The sequence below is a fragment of the Pseudomonas sp. W17 genome, from assembly GCF_040268305.1.
Taxonomy (GTDB): Bacteria; Pseudomonadota; Gammaproteobacteria; order Pseudomonadales; family Pseudomonadaceae; genus Aquipseudomonas; species Aquipseudomonas protegens.
Map to the genome: position 1 here is coordinate 5,454,438 of NZ_CP158490.1, position 23,755 is coordinate 5,478,192.

The 23,755-nt window shown below is 65.0% G+C and carries 27 protein-coding genes; 9 read left to right on the top strand and 18 right to left on the bottom strand.

Annotated features, from left to right (window positions below):
• Nucleotides 1-43 precede the first annotated feature (43 nt).
• Complete coding sequence (locus tag ABCR88_RS24915; RefSeq protein WP_350023107.1) at nt 44-1,171, top strand: glycerophosphodiester phosphodiesterase; 1,128 nt, start codon at nt 44-46, stop codon at nt 1,169-1,171.
• Complete coding sequence (locus tag ABCR88_RS24920; protein WP_325985121.1) at nt 1,172-1,852, top strand: helix-turn-helix domain-containing protein; 681 nt, start codon at nt 1,172-1,174, stop codon at nt 1,850-1,852.
• Here the strand turns inward: ABCR88_RS24920 and ABCR88_RS24925 are convergent.
• Nucleotides 1,830-2,741, bottom strand: a complete 912-nt coding sequence (locus tag ABCR88_RS24925) for a sterol desaturase family protein (RefSeq protein WP_350403647.1) — start codon at nt 2,739-2,741, stop codon at nt 1,830-1,832. The genes ABCR88_RS24920 and ABCR88_RS24925 overlap by 23 nt on opposite strands.
• Before the next feature lie 155 nt (nt 2,742-2,896).
• Here ABCR88_RS24925 and ABCR88_RS24930 point away from each other — a divergent pair, with 155 nt between their 5' ends.
• Nucleotides 2,897-3,214, top strand: a complete 318-nt coding sequence (locus ABCR88_RS24930) for a PepSY domain-containing protein (protein WP_011062798.1) — start codon at nt 2,897-2,899, stop codon at nt 3,212-3,214.
• Nucleotides 3,215-3,283: 69 nt separating this feature from the next.
• Here ABCR88_RS24930 and ABCR88_RS24935 read toward each other — a convergent pair whose 3' ends face one another.
• Both ABCR88_RS24935 and ABCR88_RS24940 read right to left on the bottom strand, forming a co-directional pair.
• Nucleotides 3,284-3,727 carry a hypothetical protein gene (locus tag ABCR88_RS24935; RefSeq protein ID WP_258611091.1) on the bottom strand — a complete coding sequence of 148 codons (444 nt, stop codon included), beginning with the start codon at nt 3,725-3,727 and terminating at the stop codon, nt 3,284-3,286.
• Between the two features lie 110 nt (nt 3,728-3,837).
• Nucleotides 3,838-5,463, bottom strand: coding sequence for a methyl-accepting chemotaxis protein (locus tag ABCR88_RS24940; RefSeq protein WP_041752497.1), 1,626 nt, complete (start codon nt 5,461-5,463; stop codon nt 3,838-3,840).
• A 273-nt stretch (nt 5,464-5,736) separates the two neighbouring features.
• Here ABCR88_RS24940 and ABCR88_RS24945 point away from each other — a divergent pair, with 273 nt between their 5' ends.
• Complete coding sequence (locus tag ABCR88_RS24945) at nt 5,737-6,759, top strand: transporter (protein ID WP_011062801.1); 1,023 nt, start codon at nt 5,737-5,739, stop codon at nt 6,757-6,759.
• A 157-nt stretch (nt 6,760-6,916) separates the two neighbouring features.
• Nucleotides 6,917-8,527, top strand: coding sequence for an inorganic phosphate transporter (locus ABCR88_RS24950; RefSeq protein ID WP_015636700.1), 1,611 nt, complete (start codon nt 6,917-6,919; stop codon nt 8,525-8,527).
• 135 nt (nt 8,528-8,662) lie between these two features.
• On the opposite strand, the gene ABCR88_RS24955 is transcribed toward ABCR88_RS24950, so the two are convergent.
• From ABCR88_RS24955 to ABCR88_RS24975, 5 genes are all read right to left on the bottom strand, one after another.
• Nucleotides 8,663-9,637, bottom strand: coding sequence for a biotin-dependent carboxyltransferase family protein (locus ABCR88_RS24955; protein ID WP_350023109.1), 975 nt, complete (start codon nt 9,635-9,637; stop codon nt 8,663-8,665).
• Nucleotides 9,634-10,506 carry an allophanate hydrolase subunit 1 gene (locus ABCR88_RS24960; protein ID WP_072450732.1) on the bottom strand — a complete coding sequence of 291 codons (873 nt, stop codon included), beginning with the start codon at nt 10,504-10,506 and terminating at the stop codon, nt 9,634-9,636. The genes ABCR88_RS24955 and ABCR88_RS24960 overlap by 4 nt, the downstream gene beginning before the upstream one ends.
• Nucleotides 10,503-11,876, bottom strand: coding sequence for an acetyl-CoA carboxylase biotin carboxylase subunit (locus ABCR88_RS24965; RefSeq protein WP_041119563.1), 1,374 nt, complete (start codon nt 11,874-11,876; stop codon nt 10,503-10,505). Before ABCR88_RS24965 ends, ABCR88_RS24960 begins: the two co-directional genes overlap by 4 nt.
• Nucleotides 11,877-11,886: 10 nt before the next feature.
• On the bottom strand, nt 11,887-12,129 hold the full coding sequence (locus ABCR88_RS24970; protein WP_041119564.1) for an acetyl-CoA carboxylase: 243 nt from the start codon (nt 12,127-12,129) through the stop codon (nt 11,887-11,889).
• 95 nt (nt 12,130-12,224) lie between these two features.
• Entirely contained in the window at nt 12,225-12,983 is a 759-nt protein-coding gene (locus tag ABCR88_RS24975; RefSeq protein WP_041119565.1) for a 5-oxoprolinase subunit PxpA, read from the bottom strand.
• A 199-nt stretch (nt 12,984-13,182) separates the two neighbouring features.
• On the opposite strand from ABCR88_RS24975, the gene ABCR88_RS24980 reads away from it, so the two are divergent.
• Nucleotides 13,183-14,100 carry a LysR family transcriptional regulator gene (locus ABCR88_RS24980; RefSeq protein WP_325985127.1) on the top strand — a complete coding sequence of 306 codons (918 nt, stop codon included), beginning with the start codon at nt 13,183-13,185 and terminating at the stop codon, nt 14,098-14,100.
• Nucleotides 14,101-14,160: 60 nt separating this feature from the next.
• Here the strand turns inward: ABCR88_RS24980 and ABCR88_RS24985 are convergent, their stop codons facing one another.
• Genes ABCR88_RS24985 through ABCR88_RS25000 form a run of 4 tightly spaced genes read right to left on the bottom strand, consistent with a single transcriptional unit; the run spans nt 14,161 to nt 17,648 of the window.
• The gene (locus tag ABCR88_RS24985) at nt 14,161-14,745 is read right to left on the bottom strand and encodes a PqiC family protein (RefSeq protein ID WP_041119566.1); all 585 of its coding nucleotides are present in this window, start codon (nt 14,743-14,745) and stop codon (nt 14,161-14,163) included.
• A complete protein-coding gene (locus tag ABCR88_RS24990; RefSeq protein WP_015636705.1) occupies nt 14,742-16,433 on the bottom strand; it encodes an MlaD family protein in 1,692 nt (563 codons plus the stop codon). Before ABCR88_RS24990 ends, ABCR88_RS24985 begins: the two co-directional genes overlap by 4 nt.
• The gene (locus tag ABCR88_RS24995) at nt 16,426-17,040 is read right to left on the bottom strand and encodes a paraquat-inducible protein A (protein WP_011062811.1); all 615 of its coding nucleotides are present in this window, start codon (nt 17,038-17,040) and stop codon (nt 16,426-16,428) included. Before ABCR88_RS24995 ends, ABCR88_RS24990 begins: the two co-directional genes overlap by 8 nt.
• Nucleotides 17,040-17,648, bottom strand: a complete 609-nt coding sequence (locus ABCR88_RS25000) for a paraquat-inducible protein A (protein ID WP_015636707.1) — start codon at nt 17,646-17,648, stop codon at nt 17,040-17,042. Before ABCR88_RS25000 ends, ABCR88_RS24995 begins: the two co-directional genes overlap by 1 nt.
• A 151-nt stretch (nt 17,649-17,799) precedes the next feature.
• On the opposite strand from ABCR88_RS25000, the gene ABCR88_RS25005 reads away from it, so the two are divergent.
• Complete coding sequence (locus ABCR88_RS25005; RefSeq protein WP_041119567.1) at nt 17,800-18,447, top strand: TetR/AcrR family transcriptional regulator; 648 nt, start codon at nt 17,800-17,802, stop codon at nt 18,445-18,447.
• A 7-nt stretch (nt 18,448-18,454) separates the two neighbouring features.
• Here the strand turns inward: ABCR88_RS25005 and ABCR88_RS25010 are convergent, their stop codons facing one another.
• Complete coding sequence (locus ABCR88_RS25010; RefSeq protein ID WP_011062813.1) at nt 18,455-18,889, bottom strand: multidrug/biocide efflux PACE transporter; 435 nt, start codon at nt 18,887-18,889, stop codon at nt 18,455-18,457.
• 88 nt (nt 18,890-18,977) lie between these two features.
• Between ABCR88_RS25010 and ABCR88_RS25015 the strand changes: the two genes are divergently transcribed.
• Nucleotides 18,978-19,832: a LysR family transcriptional regulator gene (locus ABCR88_RS25015; RefSeq protein WP_011062814.1), complete on the top strand. Its 855-nt coding sequence runs from the start codon at nt 18,978-18,980 to the stop codon at nt 19,830-19,832.
• Nucleotides 19,833-19,886: 54 nt separating this feature from the next.
• On the opposite strand, the gene ABCR88_RS25020 is transcribed toward ABCR88_RS25015, so the two are convergent.
• The 4 genes from ABCR88_RS25020 to ABCR88_RS25035 form a co-directional block, all read right to left on the bottom strand.
• The gene (locus ABCR88_RS25020) at nt 19,887-21,137 is read right to left on the bottom strand and encodes an RNA polymerase sigma factor (protein WP_041119568.1); all 1,251 of its coding nucleotides are present in this window, start codon (nt 21,135-21,137) and stop codon (nt 19,887-19,889) included.
• Nucleotides 21,137-21,628 carry an SRPBCC family protein gene (locus ABCR88_RS25025; protein ID WP_350403648.1) on the bottom strand — a complete coding sequence of 164 codons (492 nt, stop codon included), beginning with the start codon at nt 21,626-21,628 and terminating at the stop codon, nt 21,137-21,139. Before ABCR88_RS25025 ends, ABCR88_RS25020 begins: the two co-directional genes overlap by 1 nt.
• Before the next feature lie 26 nt (nt 21,629-21,654).
• Nucleotides 21,655-21,999: a YciI family protein gene (locus ABCR88_RS25030; RefSeq protein ID WP_041119569.1), complete on the bottom strand. Its 345-nt coding sequence runs from the start codon at nt 21,997-21,999 to the stop codon at nt 21,655-21,657.
• A 67-nt stretch (nt 22,000-22,066) separates the two neighbouring features.
• Nucleotides 22,067-22,501 (bottom strand): SgcJ/EcaC family oxidoreductase, encoded by a 435-nt coding sequence (locus ABCR88_RS25035; RefSeq protein WP_015636712.1) that lies wholly within the window; start codon nt 22,499-22,501, stop codon nt 22,067-22,069.
• Nucleotides 22,502-22,683: 182 nt separating this feature from the next.
• Between ABCR88_RS25035 and ABCR88_RS25040 the strand changes: the two genes are divergently transcribed.
• Entirely contained in the window at nt 22,684-23,169 is a 486-nt protein-coding gene (locus ABCR88_RS25040) for a GNAT family N-acetyltransferase (protein ID WP_019093588.1), read from the top strand.
• 34 nt (nt 23,170-23,203) lie between these two features.
• On the opposite strand, the gene ABCR88_RS25045 is transcribed toward ABCR88_RS25040, so the two are convergent.
• A complete protein-coding gene (locus ABCR88_RS25045; RefSeq protein ID WP_041119570.1) occupies nt 23,204-23,701 on the bottom strand; it encodes an N-acetyltransferase in 498 nt (165 codons plus the stop codon).
• Between the last annotated feature and the right edge of the window lie 54 nt (nt 23,702-23,755).

Sequence of the window (23,755 nt, forward strand, 5' to 3'; positions counted from 1 at the left end):
AAAGATATCCCCTTGCACACGCCCCCACGAAAGGATTTCGAGCATGCCCGCGACCTTCCCCCCTTGTGCCCTGATGCTGGGCCTGATGCTCGCTTGCGGACTGGCCCAGGCCTCTGAACAGCCTGACCCGGACGCCCTGGCCGCTCGCCAGGGGATTCCACAGCCAGCGGTGATCGCCCACCGCGGCGCCTCTTTCGATGCCCCCGAATCCACCGCGGCTTCCTACACCCTGGCCCGGGACCTGGGCGCCGACTACCTGGAAATGGACCTGCAACGCAGCAAGGATGGCGTGCTCTTCGCCCTGCACGACAACAACCTGCAACGCACCACCGACGTGGCGCAGAAATTCCCCGAACGCAAGGACAGCCCGGCCAACGCCTTCACCATGGCGGAACTGAAAACCCTCGACGCCGGCAGCTGGTTCAACCAGGCCCACCCGGAGCGGGCGCGGCCGGGCTTTGCCGGGCTGAAGATCCTCACCCTGGATGAAATCATCGACATCGCCCAGGGCAATGCGCAGCACAAGCCCGGGCTGTATATCGAGACCAAGGAACCCCAGCTGTTCCCCGGTATCGAGCACGACCTCAAGGAAAAACTCCAGGACCGTGGCTGGCTGAGCCCGGCCGGTTCCAAGCTGGCGAAAAGCGAACTGGCGGTGGGCCAGGGCAAGGGCAAGGTGGTGCTGCAGACCTTCGACAAGCACAGCCTGGAACTGCTGCACCAGGCAATGCCCAACGTGCCGAAAGTACTGTTGCTTTGGGTCGCGCCCGGCAGTATCGAACCCGCGTCCGGCCAGAGCTTCGCCAGCAGCGGCGAAACCGACAAGGCCGCCTTCTATGCCCGGCAGCAGCCCAAGGACCAGGCCGAGTTCAAGCGCTGGGTGGACTTCGCCAAGGCCCAGGGTGCCATCGGCACCGGCCCTTCCGCGGCCCTGACCGGCGGTGGCGAGCAGAGCTACTCGGACCTGGTGCAACCCTGGATGAACCAGTACACCCACGACCAGGGCCTGCTGGTGCACGTCTACACCATCGACGAGCCGGTGGACTTCAAGAAGGTCATGGATGCCGGGGTCGATGGCATCTTCACCAACCGCAGTGCCGAACTGCTCAAGTACTTCAAGCGGCCGGCCAGTGCCAGCGTGGCGCAATTGCTGGACGCCAGCGGTTACTGAATGGCGGTTTCGCACTGGCACGGCGAGCTCTGGCTGGGCCGGGATTTCGGCCTGATCCACGGGGCGATGGGGCCAACCGAGTCCCATGCCCACTACGCCCATCAGCTGATCATCGCCCCCGGGCAACCGGTCACGGTGGCGCTCGCGGGCGGGCTGCAGAGCGCTCATTACCTGTTGATCCCGGCCTTGCAGCGCCACGCCATCGTTCAGGCTCCCGAGCAGGCCTTCACGGTGTACGCCGAGCCGCTGCTGATCGCCGTCGAAGACCTGCAAGCATGCGTCAGTGGCGCCGAACCCTCACTGCCCGGCCTGGAAGCGGCGCTGCGCCGTTGCCCGCGCCAGCCCGTTGCCGACCCACGTGTAGCGCGGGCACTGCACGCCGTGGATGCCGCCCTGGAGGGCAAGGTGGCGGCCGCGCAACTGGCGGCCCGGGCCCATGTATCCCTGAGCCAGCTGGAGCGTCTGTTCGCCCGTGACGTCGGCCTGCCGGTAAGGCGCCTGGTGCTCTGGCGCCGCCTGCGCCTGGCCATGGCCCTGGTGTTGGAGGGCCAGACCCACACTGGCGCGGCACACGGCGCCGGGTTCGCCGACAGCGCGCACTTCTCCCGAACCCTGAAGAGCCTGTTCGGCGTCACCGCCAGCCAGGCCCTCAAGCACCTCAAGCCTCGCTTGCTGGTCTGACGCGCCGGCGCAACTGCTCGGGCACCACGGGTTCTGCCCCATAGCGCTGGGCCTTGAACGGCTCCAGCAACTGCGGCCAGTAATCCACCGGGTAGTCGGCACGGCTGCCAATCCCCAGGTCGCCCTGGCGCATGCAATAGTCATCGCGATAAAACGCGGTGCCCAGCAGCCAGTCCCAGAGATTGAAGAACAGCCCGAAGTTCACATCCCCGGCGCGTCCGTACTTCATGTGGTGAAAGCGATGCACCGGCGCCCAGGCGAAGATCCAGCGCAAAGGCCCCAGGCGCATGTCGACATTGGAATGCTGCAACAGCAGCTGGACGGCAATGGCCAGGGCCAGCAACTGCGCCACCGGCAGCGGGATGCCCAGCAACACCAGCGGCAGCAGCCCGGCCGAAGCTTCGATCAACTGGTGCAGGGGATGCTTGAGCAAGCCATTGAAACCGTACATGCGCTGCACACTGTGATGCACCGCATGCAAGCGCCAGAGCCAGGCCAGGCGGTGGCTGGCGTAGTGGGCCAGGGTAATGCCGCAATCGGCGATCACGATGGCCAGCAGCAACTGCCCCCAGAGCGGCCAGCCCTGGGGCCAGAGCCCATCATGGGCCAGCAGCGCAACCAGCCCGGGCAACGCCAGCAGCCCCAGCGCATTGAGGCTTTCATTGACCAGGGCATGCAGGCTGTCGCGCAGCCGGTCGCCTTGGGAACGGTTCCAGCCAGGCTCATAGGGCAAGCACCATTCCGCCAGGAACGACACCCCCAGCGCAGCCCCGAACACCCCCAACAACCCGCTGGCAGACGCCGGCCCAGCACTCATCCACCACACCCCGGCGCCGATGAACCCGGCAAACACCAAGGGTGCGTGCAACCATGCAAGCATTCGTTTCATTTGCTGCAGCTCCTGTAGGGAAAACCGCAGCTTGCGACCCGATGCCGGGGCGCGGCTTGAACAAACGACGCAAAGAGTGACCTGAATTAAGGGTGAATTAAGTTGCGTTGGCTAACCTGTGCCCATCGAAACCCATCACCCCAAGGAATCAACCCATGACCAAGTTCTCCGCCCTGTTCGCAGCCGCCGCCCTGACCCTGACCGCTGGCCTGGCCCAGGCCGATGTGCGCCCGGACCTGATCCCCGGTCTGCTCAAGTCCGGCGCCATCATGGACCTGGAAAAACTCAACCAGGCCGCCCTCGCCCAGCACCCGGGCACCACCGCCGCCAGCATCACCGACACCGAGCTCGAGCAGACCGCCACTGGCGCCTACGTCTACCAGGTGGAACTGCGCGACAGCAAAGGCATCGAGTGGGACGTGGACCTGGATGCCAAGACCGGCAAGGTCCTGAGCAACAAGCAAGACAAGTAACCCCCCGCCCCTACAAGGCCGTGCCCCGCTTCGGGAGCGCGGCCTTGTGCGTTGGGGCGTGCGGATCAGTCAGGCACTGGTGCTGACCAGGGAGCCCGCAGTACTGCTCTGGGATTGCTGCAGGGCCTGGAACAAGGCCGCGGTGGCGGTCTGCAACGAAGCGCTGGTGCTGGCCACCTGAGCCTGGGCTGCCGCTACTTGCGCGGCCTTGGCATCGGCACTTTCCTGCTGGCTCTGCGCGGCCTGCAACTGCTGCTGTTGCTCCTGCAATTGCTTTTGCAGTTCAGCGATCTGCTTGCGCAACTGCTTGACCGAGTCGCTGCTGGAATCATCGCTGCTGGAACTGCCGCCGGCCGCGCCAGCACCCGTGGCCGGCGCCTTGGTCGCGTCGCTGGCAGCAGTGGTACTGGCGGTGGAGGTCGCTGAAGTGTCGCTGTCCGAACTGCCGGCGATGCGGGTCTTGCTCGGGCTGACCTGGGTCTGGTTGATCGCGATGGAAGTGATGCTGACCATGGTGTGAGTCCTGTCGGGTGTGAAGATACCCGGTCATCGACACCCGCCCCGGCCACTTGAGAGTGATCGTGTATCGGCCTGGTAAGCAGGCCGATACACCCCGGCCGGCCTCAGGCGCTCAAGCGCGCCGTGACCTCGCTCAACTGCCCCGACAGGCCGTGCAGATTGCGGCTCGCCGCCTCGGTGCGCTGCACGTTGTCCAGATTGGTACTGGCGATGGACGTGATCTCGGTGAGGTTGCGGGAAATGTCCTCGGCCACCGACGTCTGCTCCTCGGCGGCGGTCGCGATCTGCCGGTTCATGTCGCGAATCGCTTCCACCGCTTCGGTGATGCGCTCGAGCATGGCCCCGGCTTCGGTCACCTGCTGCACGCTCTGCTCGCTGCGGGACTGGCCGCTCTCGATGGCCTGGGCAGCATCCACGGCCCCGGTCTGCACGCTCTGGATGATCTGGTTGATCTCGGTGATCGAGGCCGCGGTGCGCTGCGCCAGGCTGCGCACTTCATCGGCGACCACGGCAAAACCGCGCCCGGCCTCACCGGCCCGGGCCGCTTCGATGGCCGCGTTGAGGGCCAGCAGGTTGGTCTGTTCGGCAATGCCCTGGATCACTTCCAGGACCTTGCCGATGCGCCCGCTGTCGGCCTCCAGCCGGCGGATCACAGTGGCGGTGTTGGCAATCTCGCCACGCATCTGGGTGATGCTGTGGATGGTCTGCTGCATCACCTGCTCGCCCTGCTGCGCCGACTGGTCGGCATCGTCTGCGGCACGGGCCGCGTCGGCGGCGTGGCGCGCCACTTCCTGGGCGGTGGCGGACATCTCGTTCATCGCCGTGGCCACCTGGTCCGTGCGGTTGAACTGCTCGTTGGTGCCCTGGGACATCAGGGTGGCGATGGAGTTGAGCTCGCCGCTGGAACTGTCCAGGTCCGAGGCACTGCGCTGCAAGCTGGCGAAGGTCTGGGCCAGGAAATCCCGCAGGGTGTTGGCGGCCATCGCCAGCTTGCCCAGTTCATCCTGACGCTCGCTGGCCACCCGCTGGGCCAGTTGGCCGCGGCTGAGCTGGGCGACATAGTCGATCAACTGACGGATCGGCTGCACCAGGCTGCGATTGACCAGCCACAGGCTGAGCAGGCCGATCAGCAAACCGGACGCCAGCATCACCAGAATACCCAGCCACACCGTGCGGTCGGCCGCCGCACTGATCTCGGCGGACTGCCGGTCGCCGTGCTGGCGCAGCTCGGTCACCAGTTCGCTCATCTGCTCGCTGGTGGCCCGGTCCACGCCCTTGACCGCGGCATCGCCGGCACTCGGATCGGCACCGCCGGCCACATAGGCATCGCGGCCCTTCTGGTAGGCCGAACCCAACTGCCGGTGCTCATCTGCCAGGCGCTGCACGCGGCTCTTGAGGGAGGCGTCCAGCCCGGGGGTCTGCACCAGCTGGCCGAGGATGCTCTGCACATCGCGCTGGCGGTCTTCGAACTGCTGCCAGTACTTGTTCAACTCCTGGGGCTGCTTGCCCCGCAACAATACGTTCTTCCACTCCTGCACCTGGCTCTTGAACTGCAGGTTGGCCTCGTCGATCAACTGCGAACTGCGCAGCGGACCTTCAATCAGCTCGCGGTAGCTCTGCACGCCACCGGACAGCAAATGAAAACTCGCCAGGGCGATCAACAACATCGCCAGCAGGCTACCGCTCAGCAGGGCAAGGATTTGCGCTCTCAGGGATTTTTGCAAAAACATCGAAGAGATCTCATGGCAGGGATAGAGCAGGCCCGATGAAGGCATGCGTAGTGCCGAACATCCCTGTAAGGCGCATTCGAGAGGGGTCGAATGAGTGCAGCGTAGGAGTGTGATCGGCCTGCGCAAGACAATCTTGAGCGCCGCCGACCATCGGTGTGACGGGTTCCATCATGCACTTCAAAACGTCACAAAAATGTCAAAAAGCCTTGCCATGATGGGGCTCAAGTGAACCTGAGAAACCCGCGCCAGGCACTGTCCCTCCTGCGAGACTCCATGAACCACAGCATCGACCAGAGTCACCGTGATTCCGACCTGTTCGGCCTGCTCTACGGTTTCAGCTTTCGCCCCGGCGAACGGGGCCGCGAACTGGACTCGGCCAAAGCCCTGCAAGCCCTGCAACACCCCGAGGACAGCGAGGAGTTCCTCTGGCTGCACCTGAACCTGGCTCACGCCGCGTGCGAGCGCTGGATGAAGTCCCACCTGCAATTGCCCGACGAATTCTTCGAGGCCCTGCACGAAGGCTCGCGCTCGACCCGCATCGAACAGGTGGATTCGGCCCTGCTGGCGGTGGTCAACGACGTGGTGTTCAACTTCGGCAGCATGGTTTCCTCGGACATCTCCACCCTCTGGGTCTGCGCCCGCAGCCGCCTGATCGTCAGCGCCCGCCTGCAGCCGCTGCACTCGGTGGACAAGCTGCGCTCCTCGGTCAAGGCCGGTGAACGCTTTCGCTCGCCCCTGGAACTGCTGGTGCACCTGCTAAGGGACCAGGGCGAAGTGCTGACCCAGATCGTGCGCCGGACCAGCCTCAGCGTGGATCAGATCGAGGACCAGTTACTGGCGGCCCGGGTCTCCACCAACCGTGCCGAACTGGGGGCCATGCGCCGGGTGCTGGTGCGCCTGCAACGGCTGCTGGCCCTGGAGCCGGGCTCGCTGCTGCGCCTGCTTAACCGCCCGCCGCAATGGTTGCAAAAGGAAGACGTCAAGGAGCTGCGCAAGTCCACCGAAGAGTTCGCCCTGATCATCAACGACCTCACCGCCCTGGGGGAGCGGATCAAGCTGCTGCAGGAAGAGATCGCCGCCAACCTCAACGAACAGACCAACCGCACCCTGTTCACCCTGACGGTGGTCACGGTGCTGGCGTTGCCGATCAACATCATCGCCGGCTTCTTTGGCATGAACGTCGGTGGCATTCCGTTCTCCGGCGATCCGGAGGGCTTCTGGATCCTGGTCGCCCTGGTGGCCACTTTCACCGTGATTGCCGGACGCTGGGCATTCCGCAAGCGCCAGGACTACTGACCCCCCCTTGTAGGAGCGGAATGGAGGGATGGTCGTGCGTGATCGATCTGATCAACGCAAGGGCTCAATTGCGTAAACCATGACCTGAGGCAGTCTCCCTGTAACATTCAGCAACGATCATGGGCAGCACTCCTTCTCGCCACAGGATTGTCCAGCAATGGCCACCCCGTCCCTGACTGCCGCTTCGTCCAACCTCGACAGCAAACCGCAACTGGATAAAAAGCCCGGCCCCTTCACCCTCGTCGCCTTCTTCGCGGTGCTGGCCATGGGCTTGTTGTTCACCGCCTACAGCCTGGTGCACGACATGCACGAGCTGGGCACCACGGTCACCACCTGGACCCCGTTCCTGCTCCTGGGCGTGGCGTTGCTGATCGCCCTGGGCTTCGAGTTCGTCAACGGTTTCCATGACACCGCCAACGCCGTGGCCACGGTGATCTACACCCACTCGCTGCCGCCGCAGTTCGCGGTGGTCTGGTCCGGCCTGTTCAACTTCCTCGGCGTACTGCTGTCCAGCGGCGCGGTGGCTTTCGGCATCATCGCCCTGCTGCCGGTGGAACTGATCCTGCAGGTGGGTTCCTCCGCCGGTTTCGCGATGATCTTCGCCCTGCTGATCGCCGCCATCCTATGGAACCTCGGGACCTGGTGGCTGGGCCTGCCGGCTTCGTCTTCCCACACCCTGATCGGCTCGATCATCGGTGTCGGCGTGGCCAATGCCCTGATGCATGGTCGCGACGGCACCAGCGGCGTGGACTGGGGCCAGGCCACCAAGGTCGGCTACGCCCTGCTGTTCTCGCCCCTGATCGGCTTCGTGTTCGCCGCCCTGCTGCTGTTGGCCCTGCGCCTGTTCGTCAAGAACCGTGCCCTGTACAAGGCACCCAAGGGCGACGCACCGCCGCCCTGGTGGATTCGCGGGCTGCTGATCCTGACCTGCACCGGCGTGTCCTTCGCCCACGGTTCCAACGACGGCCAGAAAGGCATGGGCCTGATCATGCTGATCCTGGTGGGCACCCTGCCCATGGCTTACGCCTTGAACCGCACCATGCCCGCCGATCAGTCGCTGCAATTCGCCGCGGTGGCCGAAGTCACCCAACAGGCCCTGGTGAAGAGTGCCCCGCAACCGGCGCCGGCCGATTCCCGCGCGGTGCTCTCGGAGTACATGCGCAGCAAGGAAGCGACACCGGAACTGATCCCCGCGCTGGCCGCCCTGACCGGCGCCATCGGCACTGAAGTGAAGGGCTACGGTTCGCTGGCCAAGGTGCCCGCCGAAGCCATGGGCAACGTGCGCAACGACATGTACCTGACCAGCGAGGCGATCCGCCTGATGGACAAGAATCAGGTAGGCCACTTCGACCAGGACACCCGGGACAAACTGCAACTGTTCAAGCAACAGATCGACAACGCCACGCGCTTCATTCCGCTGTGGGTGAAGATCGCCGTGGCCATCGCCCTTGGCCTGGGCACCATGGTGGGCTGGAAGCGCATCGTGGTCACCGTTGGCGAAAAGATCGGCAAGACCCACCTGACCTACGCCCAGGGCGCCTCGGCGGAAACCGTGGCGATGCTGACCATCGGCGCGGCGGACATGTTCGGCCTGCCGGTGTCCACCACCCATGTGCTGTCCTCGGGGGTGGCCGGGACCATGGTGGCCAATGGCGGCGGCTTGCAGATGCGCACCATCCGCAACCTGGCCATGGCCTGGGTGCTGACCCTGCCGGCGGCGATCCTGCTGTCCGGCAGCCTGTACTGGTTGTTCACTCAGCTCTTCTGAGGGGGCTTGCCTCCCCCCCTCTGTAGCCGCTGCCGAACCTGCGAGGCTGCGAAAAGGCCCTCAGGGCCTTGCCTGGCGATCCCTCGCCAAACCTGCAGCAACCTCAGGCTCCCAGCGGCTACACGAGCAAGAGGGTCAGGAAGGGAACAACTTGCTCAGGCAACTGAGCTTTTTCTTGTAGGAACGCCGGGCCTCCAGCGCTTCTTCCAGGGTCACCGCGACAAAACGGGCCTTCTGGTTGGGCTGCATCTGGCCAATCAGGTCGAGGTCGGCGCTGATCACCGTGCCGATCATCGCGTAGCCACCACCGGACACCGCGTCCCGGTGCAGGACGATGGGTTCGAGCCCCGCCGGCACCTGGATCGAACCGATGGGATAGCAACTGTCGACGATGTTCGACGGATCGGAACCGGCACCGAACGGCTGCTCCCGGGGCTGGAAGCTCAAGGCGCTGCCGCCCTTGAAGCGATAGCCGATGCGGTCCGCCTCCGAGCCCACGGTCCAGGGTTCGGCGAAGAAGCTGACCTTGGCCGCCTCGCTCAAGCGCTCGTAGTACAGGCCCGGCACCACCCGCAGGGTGATTTCGCCGCCCAGGGACTGGCGCAGCGCCATGGGCAGACTGGCGCCCGGGCGGCTCTTGCCGCTGTCCACGCCCACCGGCAGCTCATCACCCGCCACCAGGCGCCGGCCCTGGAAACCACCCAGGGTACCCAAGGCGTAAGTCGAGCGGCTGCCCAGCACCAGCGGCACATCGATGCCACCGGCCACCGCCAGATACGCCCGGGCCCCGGCCTTGGGAAAGTCGAAGCGCAGCACTTGCCCGGCCTTGACCGCAAAGGCGGTGTCCAGGTGCATGTCCACGCCATCGAGCTTGGGGGTCATGTGGGCACCGCAGACCGCCACCAGGGCATCGGTGCTGAATGCAAGCTCAGGGCCGAGCAAGGTGCACTCCAGCCCCGCTGCCCCCGCCGGGTTGCCCACCAGCTGGTTGGCGGCGCTCAGGGCGTACTGGTCCAGGGCCCCGGACGGCGGAATCCCCAGGTGATAGAAACCTTCGCGACCCAGGTCCTGTACCGATGTGGCCAGGCCCGGTTTGATGACCTTGATCATGCCAGCACCTCCTGCAGCGACGTGGGATAGCCGACCGGGTCGGCGAGAAAGGCATCCAGGGAAAACTCCACCTCGCGGATGCGCAAGTCGAAACGCCCGGCCTCGACCTCGGCCACGGCAAGGTCATAGGCCTGGCGGTCAATGGGCTTGAACTGCACGATGTCCCCCGGACGGAAGAACACCATGTGCTGCTTGAGGTAGGCCAACTGTTGCTGCGGGTCGTAGATCGGCGCCGGGGTGACGCCGAACATCTGGTAGCCGCCGGCACCGCGCACCGAGTAGATGCAGCCGAAACAGCCGCCATGACCCAGGGTCAGTTTTGGCGTATCGGTGCGCGGCCGCAGGTACTTGGGCACCTGCAGTTGCCGTTCACGTTCGACCATCTGGAACATGAACGGCAGGCCCGCCACAAAGCCCACCATGGAGACGAACCAGGGCGCGCCGCTGTGGGCGGCGATAAAGGCTTCGACATCCGCCAGGCCGTTGATCCGCGCCGCGTACTCAAGATCGGTGGCGCTGGGGTCCTGGTGCCGGTCGCGAAAGCGCATCAGGGTTTCATGGGTCCAGGGGTCGTTGTAGAGCACCGGTATCTCGATGATCCGGGTATGCAGGCTGCGCTCGGCCACCGCGCAGGCCTCGGCCTGTTGCACGGCCTCCAGCAGATCTTGCGGGGCGATGCGGTCCGGGTCGAAGCGGATCTGGAACGAAGCATTGGCCAGGCACACATCCAGCACGCCATCCAATTCCAGGCGCTCCACCGCGCGGGTCACCGCCATGCCCTTGAAGAAGGCTTCCAGGGACATGCTGTCGCTGACTTCGGCGAACAGGTGCTCGTCGGCACCAAAGCTGTAGCGGATAGGCAGGTTCATGCGACACCTCCGGCGCGGCGCTCGGCCAGCCAGGTTTCCAGGGTTGCGGTGTGAAAGTCGGCCTGCTCCAGCCAGGGTTCGGCCAGCAGTTCACGGTGCAGCGACAAGGTACTGGCCATGCCGGTCAAGGTGGTGTGTTCCACGGCCAGCCGCGCCCGGGCCAGAGCCTCGCCGCGGTCACGCCCGTGGACGATCAGCTTGGCCAGCAGCGAGTCGTAATAAGGCGGCACAGCATAGCCCGGGTACAGGTGGCTATCGACTCGCACCCCGGCGCCTTGCGGCCAGATCAGTTGCTCGACCTTGCCCGGGCTGGGGAAGAAATCCCGCGCCGGATCTTCGGCGTTCAGGCGCATCTGCAAGGCCGCGCCATTGAGCTGGATATCGCTCTGGCGCAACCCCAGGGGCTCGCCCCCAGCGATGCGCAACATGGCCTGGACCAGATCGATGCCGGTGATCAGTTCGCTGATGGGGTGCTCCACCTGAATCCGCGTGTTCATCTCGATAAAGAAGAACTCGCCGGTGCTGTCGTCGTAGAGGTATTCCAGAGTGCCGGCACCCTGGTAGCCCAAAGCTTCGGTGAGGCGCACGGCGCTGCTGCACAACTGCTCACGCTGCTCGGCACTGAGTACCGGCGACGGCGCTTCCTCGAAGATCTTCTGCCGCCGCCGTTGCAGCGAACACTCGCGTTCGAACAGGTGCACCGCGTGTTTGCCATCGCCCAACACCTGGACTTCGATGTGCCGCGCACGGCCAATGAAACGCTCCAGGTACACTGCGCCGTTGCCGAAAGCCGTCTGGGCTTCGCGTTGCGCCCGAGGGAATTCCTCGGCCAATTGCGCCGCGTCCTGAGCCAGGCGGATCCCGCGCCCGCCACCGCCGGCACTGGCCTTGATCAACAACGGAAAGCCCACGACTTCAGCGGCCTTGAGTGCGGCGTCCAGGTCGAAGAGTTCTCCTGGGGAGCCCGGTACCACCGGCACTCCCGCCGCCTGCGCAGTGCGCCGGGCTTCGGCCTTGTCACCCATGCGGCGGATGGTTTCGGCACTGGGACCGACGAAGATCGCCCCGGCCTCGACCACCGCCTCGGCGAAGTCGGCATTCTCGGAAAGAAAGCCATAGCCCGGATGTACCGCGTTGGCACCGCTGGCCTGCAGGGCACCGAGCAGGGCCTGGACATTCAGGTAGCTCTTGTCGGCCCGGGCCGGGCCAATGATCTGCACTTCATCGGCCATACGTGCGGCCATGGAATCGGCATCCGCCTCACTGCAGGCGGCAACGGTGGGAATCCCCAGGGCCTTGGCCGCGCGAATGATGCGCACGGCAATCTCGCCACGGTTGGCCACCAGCAATTTGTTGATTGATCCAGTCATGCCCCGGCCCTCACTGTTCGAGCGTCGCGACGACCTGACCCGGTTCCACCGGATCACCGTCCTGCACCGCAAAGGCAAGGACCTGACCCGCGCTCCCGGCGGTCAGTTCGGAAAACTGCTTCATGACTTCGATCAGGCCGATCACGGTATCGGCGCTGACGCTGTCGCCGACCTCGACGAAAGGCGCCGACTCCGGGGTGGCCTTGCGATAGAAGGTGCCCGGCAAGGGGGTGATAACACTGTATTCGGCCATGTCTGTTCCTTTTGGAATAGTTGTAGAAAGGCAGGCAAAAAAAACAAAACCAGATGAAACCCGTGTCTGTGCACGGTGCTTCGTGTCGATGCGCCTCAGCGCGGTGCGCGGACCTCGATACCGGCCTGATCCAGCGCCGTGCGGGTGGCCTCCACCAGATCCAGGGCGCCGGGGGTGTCGCTGTGCAGGCAGATAGAATCGAATTCGAGAAACAGCTCCTCGCCTTCGACGGTGCGTACCAGGCCGGTCTGGCAGGCGCGCAGCACCTTGGCCGCCACGGCTGCCGGGTCCAGGGCGCGGACGTTGCGGGTAAACACGATGGAGCCGCTGAGGTCGTAGTCGCGGTCGGCATAGAACTCGCGGATCACCGGCTGCCCCAGCTCCTGGGCCACGCGCCAGATCACCGAATTGGGCATGCAATACAGCAGCAACTCGGGCTCCAGCCGGCGCAGGTTTTGCACCAGCAGCCGCGCCGCTTCCTCGTCCCGGGCCAGGTGCATGTAGAGCGCACCATGGGGCTTGATGTGCTGCAGCTTCACGCCTTGTACCCGGGCCATTTCCCGCAGGGCGCCAAGCTGATAGAGCATGTCGTCCACCAGCTCCTGGGCCGGGGCATTGATGTGCCGGCGGCCGAAACCCACCAGGTCGCGAAACCCCGGGTGGGCGCCGATGGCTACCCCCAGGCGCTTGGCCTGTTCGATGGTGCGGCGCATAGTGCCGGGGTCGCCGGCGTGAAAGCCGGTGGCGATATTGGCCGAGCTGATAAAGCCCATCAGCTCGTTGTCGACGCCATCGCCGATGGTCCACGGGCCGAAGCTCTCGCCCATGTCCGAATTGAAATCCACTGCCTGCATCACTGTTGCTCCAACTCTCGTGACTTCGTGCGACGAAAATTAGAGCGCCCTTGACCCCTTGGGAAGATCTATTATCAGATAGAGCTTGTTCTGAAAAACAGATAAAGCTAGCAGGCAGCGTGATGCATGACGGCACAGGCGCTTGCAAGATCGCTTTCGCCGGCAAGCCGGCTCCTGCAGCGTTAGAGGGGAATGGGCCGTGTCGTTGACCTTGCGCCAGGTGCGCTATTTCGTTGCTACCGCCGAGATCGGGCAGATTTCCCAGGCGGCGCTGCACTTGAATATTTCCCAGTCGGCGGTGACCACGGCGATCAAGGAGCTGGAGGCGATGCTCGCCGTGCAGCTGTTCGTGCGCTCGGCCCAGGGCATGAACCTGACCGATGCCGGGCGGCATTTTCTCAACCGCGCCTACGTGATCCTGCGCAGCGTCGAAGATGCCCTGAACAGCCCGTTGCCGGACTATCGGGCCAGCGGCGTATTGCACCTGGCGGCCAGCTACACGGTGATCGGCTACTTCCTGCCGCACCACCTGCAGCGCCTGCAGCACTGGCACCCGGACGTCACCATCGAGCTCCATGAACAGGAACGCCAGGCCATCGAGCAAGGCTTGCTGGAAGGCCGCTTCGACATGGCAGTGGTACTCACCGCCAACCTGACGCACCCGGACATCGTCTCGCAGACCCTGTTCAACTCCGAGCGCCGGCTGTGGCTGCCGGCCCACCATCCGCTGTGCGAGCGCAGCAGCATCAGCCTGGCGGACGTGGCCGAGGAGCCGTTCATCCTGCTCACCGTCGACGAAGCCGAGCAAAGCGCCATGCGTTATTGGGAACAGGCCGGCCAGCTGCCCCGGGTGCGCGTGCGCACCAGCTCGGTGGAAGCGGTGCGCAGCATGGTGGCCAACGGCAGCGGCGTGGCGATCCTCTCGGATCTGGTGCACCGGCCCTGGTCACTGGAAGGCAAGCGTATCGAGACCCTGAGCCTGAGCGATGCGGTCACGCCCATGAGCGTGGGGCTGGCCTGGCACCGCGAACGTACCTTCACCCCGGCCATGCAGGCCCTGCGCGATTATTTCCACGACGCCTTCCTGGCGCCCCAGCAACTCAGCGCCCGGCGCTGAGCGTGTGGCCCTGTCACCTGCTGAGCCGTTCGCAACCTGCGGCAGCGGCTACAGGGTGATTCAGGGGCAGGTCCAGCGTTGCGCGGCGGTGGCGACCTGCCCGGCCAACTGGGCGATGGCCTGCTGGTGGGCCTGGACCAGGCTGTTCAGTTCCACCCCCGCCGGCTGGCGGATCTGGCTGCTGCAGGTCAGGCTGCGGGCCGGGCCGCCCTCACCCCGCTGGCGCAGGCTCCAGACCACATCGATCAGTGCATAGCGCCCGGGCAGGGACTCGAAGCGCCGCACATCGGTCTGCAACGACAGCACCGGGCGCCCGGGCTGCTTGGGCAGGCCTTCAAGGTTGCGGGTACCCAGCTTCTGCTCCATCTGGCTGGCCAGGGCGTCGTGGAACTCATCCACCAGCGGCGCGCTCCAGCGCTGGGTTTCGAGGATCGCCAGGGTGCCGCTGTCCTGGCGCACCACCAGTTGCGGCTGGTCCACCTGGACCGGAATCCGCACCGTGGACATTTCGAACTGCGGGCCCCCGGTGCGGGCCGCGCTGCTGCCTTCGGCCACCGGTGGCAGCAGGGTGTAGTAATGGGTGGGCGCGGAGCTGCAGGCGGCAAGTCCCAGGGTCAGGCAGAGCAACAGGGCACGGGTTTTCATGGCTGGGCTTCCGGTACGGATTCGCGAACAGAGGAGGATGGCGACTGGTAGGCATCCGGTTGATTGTCTTTGAGGCGCCCGCGGATCAGCGCTTCAGGATGACGCCCGAGGAAATCGCTGAGCACCCGCACCGAACGCGCGGTGCGCTGCACTTCCTCCATGGCCTGGCCGAGTTTCTGCCGCTGCGGCGAGTCTTCGGAGAAACTCTCGTTGGCGCTGGCCAGGGTCTTCTTGGATTGCTCCAGGGTGTCGCGCATCTGTGGCAGCACTTCGCCGTTGACCTGTTTGAGGGTCTTCTGCATCTCCGCCAAGCTGCCATTGAGGTTGGCGGCAATGGAGTCGATCGGCAGCTTGCTGATCTTGTCCACCACGGCCTGCAACTGCTCCTGCAACTTGTCCATGCTGCCAGGCACAGTGGGAATCTCCAGGGGCCGTGCAGTAGCGTCATAGGCCACCGGCTTGGCGTTGGTGACAAAGTCCAGGGAGATGTACAGCTGGCCGGTCAACAGGTTGCCGCTGCGGGGCTGGGCGCGCAGGCCGTTCTTGACGAAGGCGCCGATCAGTTTTGCCGAGCGGGCGTCGTCTTCGCCGCCGGTCTGCTTCACCAGCTTTTCGTGGGCCTTGCCCAGCCGCTCGGGGTAGATCACCGCGCCGACCAGGGTCGGGAAATACTTGCGCTGCTCGTCGTAATCCAGGTCCATGGACACCACCTTGCCGATGTTCACCCCGAGGAACTCCACCGGGGCATTCACCGACAGGCCGCGCAAGGCCTGGTCGAAGCGCATGCGAATGTAATAGGGCGCGCCGTCGGGCGGCGCCAGGGCGGTGTCCTGGTCGCCGAACAGGGTGTACTCGGCGTTCTCGTCAGCCGGCTTGGCGTTGGGGCTGTACTTGGGTTCGACGAAGGCAATGCCGCCGGCGAGGATCGACGACACCGACTCGGTGTTGACCTTCAAACCGTTGGCGCCGAGGGTCACGTCGACGCCGCTGGCGTTCCAGAAACGGGTGTCGGTGGTGACGTACTTATCGTTGGGCGAATTGACGAAGATCTTCACGTCCACGCCCTTGCCGCTGTTGGCCAACTGGTAGGACACCACCTGCCCCACCTCGATGCGCCGGTAATAAACCGGCGAGCCGATGTCCAGCGACCCCAGGTCGTCGGTGTGCAGGGTAAAGCGCTTGCCCTTCTGCCCATAGGTGATGGGCGGCGGGGTTTCCAGGCCCTTGAAGCTGTCCTTGCGTTTTTCCGACTTGCCGGCGTCGGCGCCGATAAAGGCCCCGGAAAGCAGGGTGTCGACCCCGGAAATGCCATTGGCGCCGATACGCGGGCGCACCACCCAGAACAGCGAATCGTCGGCGGTGAAGGGTTCGGCGGACTGGTCCAGCTCGACCTTGGCCACCACCTTCTTGCGGTCGTCGCTCAGGGCGATGGAGGTCACCTTGCCGATCACCACGTTCTTGTACTTGACCTGGGTCTTGTTGGCTTCCAGGCCTTCGGCGGTCTGGAAGCTGATGCTGATTTCCGGCCCCGCCGAGAGTGAGTTGTGCACCACCATCGACAGCCCCACCAGGGCCGCGACAATCGGCACCAGCCACACCAGCGAGACATTGAAACGCCGCGTGCGCAGCGCCGGAGCGCCAGGGACGGGCGGGGGATTTGCTGCGTTGGAACCTGGATGATCAGACATCTTCAACCTCTGCGTCCCAGATAAGCCGGGGATCGAAACTCATGGCCGCCAACATCGTCAGCACCACCACCAAACCAAAAAACAGAATACCCATGCGCGGGTCGATCGAACTCAGGGCACGAAACTGCACCAGGGCCGCCACCAGGGCCACCACCAGCACGTCGAGCATCGACCAGTAGCCGATCAGCTCGATGAAACGATAGAGCTTGGCCCGCTCGCGCTGGGCCCAGAGGCTGCGGCGCTGGCAGGTCACCAGCAGGGTGCCGAGGACAAAGAACTTGCTGCAGGGCACCACCACGCTGGCGATGAAGATCAGCAGGGCGATGTCCCAGGAACCGTGTTTCCAGAACTCCACCACGCCGCTCATGATGGTGTTTTCACTGGCGCTGCCAAAGATGCTGGTGTGCATTACCGGCAGCAGGTTGGCCGGAATGTAGAAGATCAGGCTGGCCAGGAGAAAGGCCCAGGTGCGCGCCAGGCTGTTGGGCTTGCGCGCATGCACCGGCGCATCGCAGCGCGGGCATTGATGCTCGGACGCCTGGCAGACCTGGCCGCAGGTGTGGCACAGCATCAATTGGTGGTCCCGGGCGTAGGGTGGAGCGCTCATCAGTAGCGGCCCTCCAGGTCATCCCAGAGGTAGCGGATGTCCTTGCCGGAAATCAGGATGATCAGCACCGTGAGCATCGCCAGGGCCCATAGCCCCAGCCCCGGGTGCACATCGAGCATCCCCGCCAGCTTGACGATGGCCACCAGGATCCCCAGCAGGCACACCTCCAGCATGCTCCAGGGCCGCAGGTGCTCCAGAGCGCGCATGCTGGCCTTGAAGCCGGGCGCGGCGCGCCCCACATTGGCAAACCCCAGCACCCAGCACAGCAGGATGATCTGCAGGCAGGGCGCAAGAATGATGGTCAGGCCGGTGATCGCGGCAATCAGGCTGATGCGGCCCTGGGCCAGGGCCTCCACCGATTGCCAGAGGGTCGCCTCGTTGCTCAGGCCTTCGAGGCTGATCTTGATCACCGGAAACAGATTGGCGAAGACGAACAACAACCCAGCGGTGATCGACAGGGCCAACAGCTGCTGCACACTCAGCCAACGGGCACGGGCCAGCACCGCGCCACAGCGCGAGCACTGGGCCGTCTGGCCTTTGCCGAGCGGCACGGACTCGTACAACGAATCGCAGTGTTCGCAGATGATCCAGTTGCGGGAAATAGTCATGGCCTTCAGATAGTCAGGAGGACAGCAGGTTCACTGAACGGAACCCGAAGCCGGGTATTTTCTGCAAAAGTAGAGGATGGTGTCTAGTTTTCTCTAGGACTGCACCCCACGCTCTACGCCATAATAGGCGCCCCCGGACATTTCGCTGACCATGACCGAATCCATCCCCTCCCCCGCCGCTCCCCACCGAGCCCCCAAACAGTCCCGTGGCCACGAACGGGTGATGGCGATCCTCGACGCTTGTGCCCGGCTACTGCCCAGCCAGGGGGCGGCGAACCTGACCATGCACGGCATCGCCCGGCTGGCCGGTACCTCCATCGGTTCGCTCTATCATTTTTTCAGTGACAAGCAGCAAGTGCTGGAAGCCCTGGGCCAGCGCCACATCGAAGCCCTGAGCACCATCACCAGCGACCTGCTGGCGGTTGCTCCGCAGGTCTGGACGGGGTCCAGTGGCCGGCAAGTGATAGAGCGCATGGTGCTGCCGATACTCGAATACCTGGAGCAGCACCCCGACCTGCTGCTGATGATCAACCCGGGGTTTGCCATGGGCCAGTTGCAGGCCCCGGACCTGCGCCTGCAGATCAAGAGCGTCTATCACCAGGTCCTGGCGCTGCGCCTTCCCCGGGCCAGTGCCGCCGAGCGCGAGGCCTACGCCATGGCCATGCTCGGCCTGCCCATCGGCCTGTTCCACCTGGCCCTGGAACACCCCGAGTTCAAGAGCCAACTGCTGCTCGAAGAAGTGCCGCGGGCGCTGGAAGCCTATCTGGCTGCCATCGAAGGGCGGCACCCGGCGCCCTGAAACCGGCTCAGTGAGCCAGGCGCTGTTGCAGCCACTTGTCCCGCAGCACGTCGTAGACCCAGTGATAGACATAGGTGTACGGCAGGAAGAACAGCAACACGCCGATGTCCAGGATGAACGCCTGCAGCAGGCTGATATTCAGCCACCAGGCAATCATCGGTACGCCCACTGCCACCAGCCCGCCTTCGAACATCAACGCATGCAGGACCCGGGTCCAGCCGTTGTGGACCCACTGCAAGCGCTTGAGCAACCGGTCGAACAGGCCGTTGAACACCACGTTCCAGGCCAGGGCCAACAGGCCGATGCCGATGGTCACCAGGCCCATGTCGGCCATGGGCTTGTCCATGATCCAGGACAGCAGCGGGGTGCAGATCAGCACCGCCAGCAGTTCAAAACCTACCGCCTGGAAGATGCGTTCGTTAAGGGATTTCTGAAGGCTCATGGTCGGCTCCTTGAATGAATGTGTTGCCGATCTTCCAGGACAAGGCCGATACTTCATAATCAATAACCATCGAGCAGGGCGATAGTTCATGGCCTCACATGAAGTGCTCCTGGCGTTTGTCCAGGCAGCCACCCAAGGTTCCTTTTCCGCTGCCGCGCGCAAGCTGGGCAAGAGCCAGTCCACCATCAGCGCGGCGGTGGCCAGCCTGGAGATCGACCTCGACGTGCAGCTTTTCGACCGTTCCAGCCGCAAGCCCGGCCTGACCCCGGCCGGGCATGTGCTGCTGCAGCGTGCCGAAGCAATCCTGGCTGCCACCAGCCGCCTGGAAATGGCCGCCAGCCAGTTGTCCCAGGGCATTGAGGCGAAACTCACGGTGGCGCTGTCGGACACCTACCAGTCGGATCGCTTCGAAAGCAGCCTGAGCGCCTTCGAGCAGCGTTACCCGGACCTCGAGCTGGAATGCCTGATTGCCGAGTGCGAAGACCTGATCGCCCTGGTGCAGAGCGGTCGGGCGCAGATCGCCTTTGCCGAGATGCAGGCCGACTACCCGGCGGACCTGGAGCACAAGACCATGGAAGAGCGCAGTGAGATTTCCCTCTACGTGGCCTGCAAGCATCCCTTGGCGCAGCAGGCCCGGGTCGATGAGGAAAGCCTGCGCCAGCACCGTGAATTGCGTCTGGCCACCGTGCTCAACCCCTACGACAGCCGCTGCCAGGGCCGGGTCTGGTCGGCCCCCAGCTACCTGATGCTGCTGGAGATGGCCCAGGGCGGCTTTGGCTGGGCACCCCTGCCACGCTGGCTGGTGGAAGGTTTTGGCGCGGGCAAATTGCAGGAGCTGAACGTGCGTGGCTGGCCGCGCACGGTGGCGGTGGACGCGCTCTGGTCGCGCCTGCACCCGCCAGGGCCGGCGGGCAGCTGGTTGCTGGCGCAGATGCTGCAATGACTGCGCTCACCGGCTCCTGGCCGGCCTCCGCCAGCCGCCCTGAATCGCCCGCCTCTACAAGGCGTCGAGCTGTGCCAGGCGCTGTTCGAGGAAGCGCCGCTCGGGGGCTTGCCGGACCAGGGCCAGGGCCCGCTGGTAGGACTGGCGCGCCGCGGCGATATGCCCCAGTTGCCGACAGAAGTCGGCACGAGCGGCATGGGCCAGGTGGTAATCCTGCAAGTCGCCGCGCAGCAGGATCGCTTCCACTTGCGCCAGCCCGGCACCGGGCCCGTCACGCTGGGCCAGGGCCACGGCACGGTTGAGCTCGATCACCGGCGAAGGCTGCAGGCGCAGCAGCACGTCATACAAACCGACGATCTGCGGCCAGTCGGTCTGTGCTGCACTCGGCGCTTCGGCATGCACCGCGGCAATCGCCGCCTGCAGGCAATAGGGCCCGGCCTGGCCGCTGCGCAGGCCGCGCTCTACCAGGGCACAGCCCTGCTCGATCAAATCCTGCTGCCACAACCCGCGATCCTGCTCATCCAGCAGGACCAGCTCGCCGTCGCTGGAAAGGCGCGCGCCACGCCGTGACTCGTGCAACAGCATCAGCGCCAGCAGGCCCATCACCTCCGCTTCCGGCAACAGTTCCAGCAGCAGGTAGCCCAGGCGGATGGCTTCGCGGGTCAGGTCCTCCCGAGTCAGCTCGGCGCCCATGGAGGCCGAATACCCTTCGTTGAACACCAGGTAGATCACCCGCAGCACGCTCTCCAGGCGCTCGGGCAGCTCGCTCAACGCCGGCACCTGGTAGGGAATCCGCGCATCGCGGATCTTCGCCTTGGCACGCACGATGCGCTGGGCGATGGTGGCCGGCGTGGCCAGAAAGGCCCGGGCGATTTCCTCGGTGCTCAGGTCGCAGATCTCCCGCAGGGTCAGGGGTACCTGGGCATCCGCCGCCAGTGCCGGGTGGCAGCAGGTGAAGATCAGGCGCAGGCGATCGTCTTGCACGTCCTCGGCGCTCCAGTCGTCCTGTTCCAGTTGCTCGAGCTGGCTGAGCAGCGCCGCCTGTGACGCCGCGAAGCGCGCCCGGCGACGCAGGGCGTCGATGGCCTTGAAGCGGCCGACGGACACCAGCCAGGCCCGCGGGTTGTCCGGCACGCCATCGCTGTGCCAGCGCTCCACCGCCACGAAGAAGGCTTCATGCAGCGCCTCCTCGGCCAGGTCGAAATCCCCCAGCAGGCGGATCAGGGTGGCGAGGATCCGCCGCGACTGCTCGCGGTAGACCTGCGCCACCGTTGCCGCGATGACTTCCCGAGGCTGGTCGCTCATCAGTCCGGCAGGTCCCGGGTGACCAGGGCCACCAGGCGCTCCAGGCTCTGCCCCCAGCCCTCGTGAAAGCCCATGGCCTCATGGGCCTTGCGATCGGCCTCGGTCCAGTGCATGGCGCGGGCAGTGTAGAGGGTCTGGTCGCCCTGCTCCTCGAAGGTCACTTCAGCGGTCATGAACGGCTTGCCCGAGGGGATCCAGCCCGGCAGGTAGGCGTCGGTAAACACCAGCCGCGACGGCGCGGCGATCTCCAGGAACACCCCCATGGTCGGGTACTCGCTGCCGTCCGGGGCGCGCATCAGGGTACGAAACTGGCCGCCGACCCACAGGTCCATTTCACACTCCGGAGTGGTCATGCCGTGGGGCCCCCACCATTGCGCCAGCAAGGCCGGCTCGGTCCAGGCGCGAAAGACCTTGTTGCGCGGCGCGTCGATCAGACGGCTGATGGACAGTTCATGCTCAGCGGGCTTGCGGCACGCGGTCTGGAAAGTCATCGCGAAACTCCTGTTTATCGTTGTTTTCAGGGATTCAATTCACGTACCGGACGCACTTCGACACTGCCGACCCGGGCCGCCGGTATCTGCCCGGCCACCTGGAGCGCCTCGTTCAAGTCCTTGGCCTGGATCAGGTAGAAACCGGCCAACTGTTCCTTGGTTTCGGCGAACGGGCCATCGGTGATCGACAGCTTGCCGCCACGCATGCGCACCGTGGTGGCGGTGTGCACCGATTGCAGCGCCTCGGCGGCAAGCATCCGCCCGCTGCCCTGGACCGACTCGGCATAGGCCAGGCACTCGGCATCCTCGGGGCTGTCGGGCAGGCTGTGCAGCAACTGTTCGTCGCTGTAGACCAGGCATAGGTATTTCATGGGCACCTCCGGATTCGGGCTGAGCAACTATGGTCGCTGTTCGCCGCTTTGGCGAACCGCTGGTTGCTCAGGGTTGCAGGTCGAACTGGGTGGTCCCGGTGAGCATGTCGAACGGCGCCGACCAGTGCTCGTGCACCACCAGCCATTGGCCCGCACGGCGCTGGTAAGCGGCACTCACCCGCATCCAGCAGGCCTTGGTCACGCCCTCGGCATCGGTGCCACCGCAATGGGCCAGCCAGTGGGCGAAGGCCAGCTCTTCGTCGGCCAGCACCTGCAACTGATGGAACTCGAAAATGCCCGGGCCGGGGCAGACCTGCATGCACGCTTCCCAGTGTTCGCGATAGGCGGCCTTGCCCTTGAATTGCAAGGCACCGACCGCGTCGAAAGAGGTGATGTCGTCGGCGTAGTAACTGACAATACGCTGGATATCCCGGGCCATCACAGCCTGTTGCCAGCTGTCGATCAGGCTGCGGATCTGCGCTTCGTTGGATGGATTGTGCATGGCCAAACTCCTCATGAATGGAATGAACCGCTGCTGAACACCCCCTGCACCCACGCCGTTGAATGTTCAGTTCACCCTTAGTCGTCTGGCCATTCGCGCAATCGACACTGCGCATAAAAAAATTTACCCGCGGGGCAAAATCGCTAGAATCCGCCCCCTCCCCCCACCGGATCTACGTGCCCGTGACCACTCGCCTGGTGCCTTACGAACAGCTCGACAGCCACCAGCATGCCCGCTTGCTGGAGCTTGAGGTGCTGCCCGGACAGAAGGCGTTTAGCGGGGACATTCATGGCGCGCTGTACACCCTCGGCAACGCGCCGCGGGGAGCAATCAGGGGCTTTGCCCTGCTCAGCGAGGAGTGGCCGGTGGCCTTCCTGCTGCTCAAGCGCCCGCCCTGCCTGCCGGCCTGGGCCGATGCCGACAGCGCCAGCCTGCACGCCTTGCAAGTGGACCGGCGGCACCAGGGCCGGGGCTTCGGCCAGGCCTGCCTGCAAGCGGTGCCTGAGGCCGCCCGCCAGGCCTGGCCCGAGCTCAAGGGCCTGACCCTGGCGGTGGACAGCGACAACCAGCCGGCCCTCAGGCTGTACCGCAAGCTGGGCTGGGTGGAAAACGGCGAAGCCTGCAAGGGCCGGATCGGCTATGAACGGCGGATGGCGCTGGCGTTCTGACCCCGGGCCCGCTGCTGCAAACCCGATATCCGCTCTACAGCGACTGCACCATCTCGTGCCAGGCCATGCCGCCGTGGTCCGACTCCGACGCCTTGATGTAGACAAAACCAAAGCGCTGGTACAGCGGTACATGGCGTTCCTTGCACATCAGGTGGATGCGCGTCTTGCCCAGTTCGCGCATGCGCGCGATGAAGGCTTGCAACAGTTGGCGGGACAAGCCCAGGCCCTGGAAGTCCGGGTGCACCACCACCGACATGATCACCACTTCCGGGCCCGCCGGGTCGTGGCCGATCAGTTCCTTGAAGGCCTCGTCGGCCATCTGCACGTCGAAGGTGGCGCCGGAGTTGATGAAGCCGGCCACCACACCCTGCACTTGGGCAACGATGAAACCTTCGGGCCAGGTGGCGATGCGGGTGGCGATCTTGTCCCGGGTCGCGGCCTCGTCGCCTTCGTAGGCCAGGGTCTCGATGGCAAAGCAGCGGTCCAGGTCGGTGGGCAGGACGGTGCGGATCAGCGGAGTCGAAGCGGTCATGGGCGGCAACCTGGGGTCGGAGAAGGGCCGCCGATTCTATCAACAGTGCAGCCT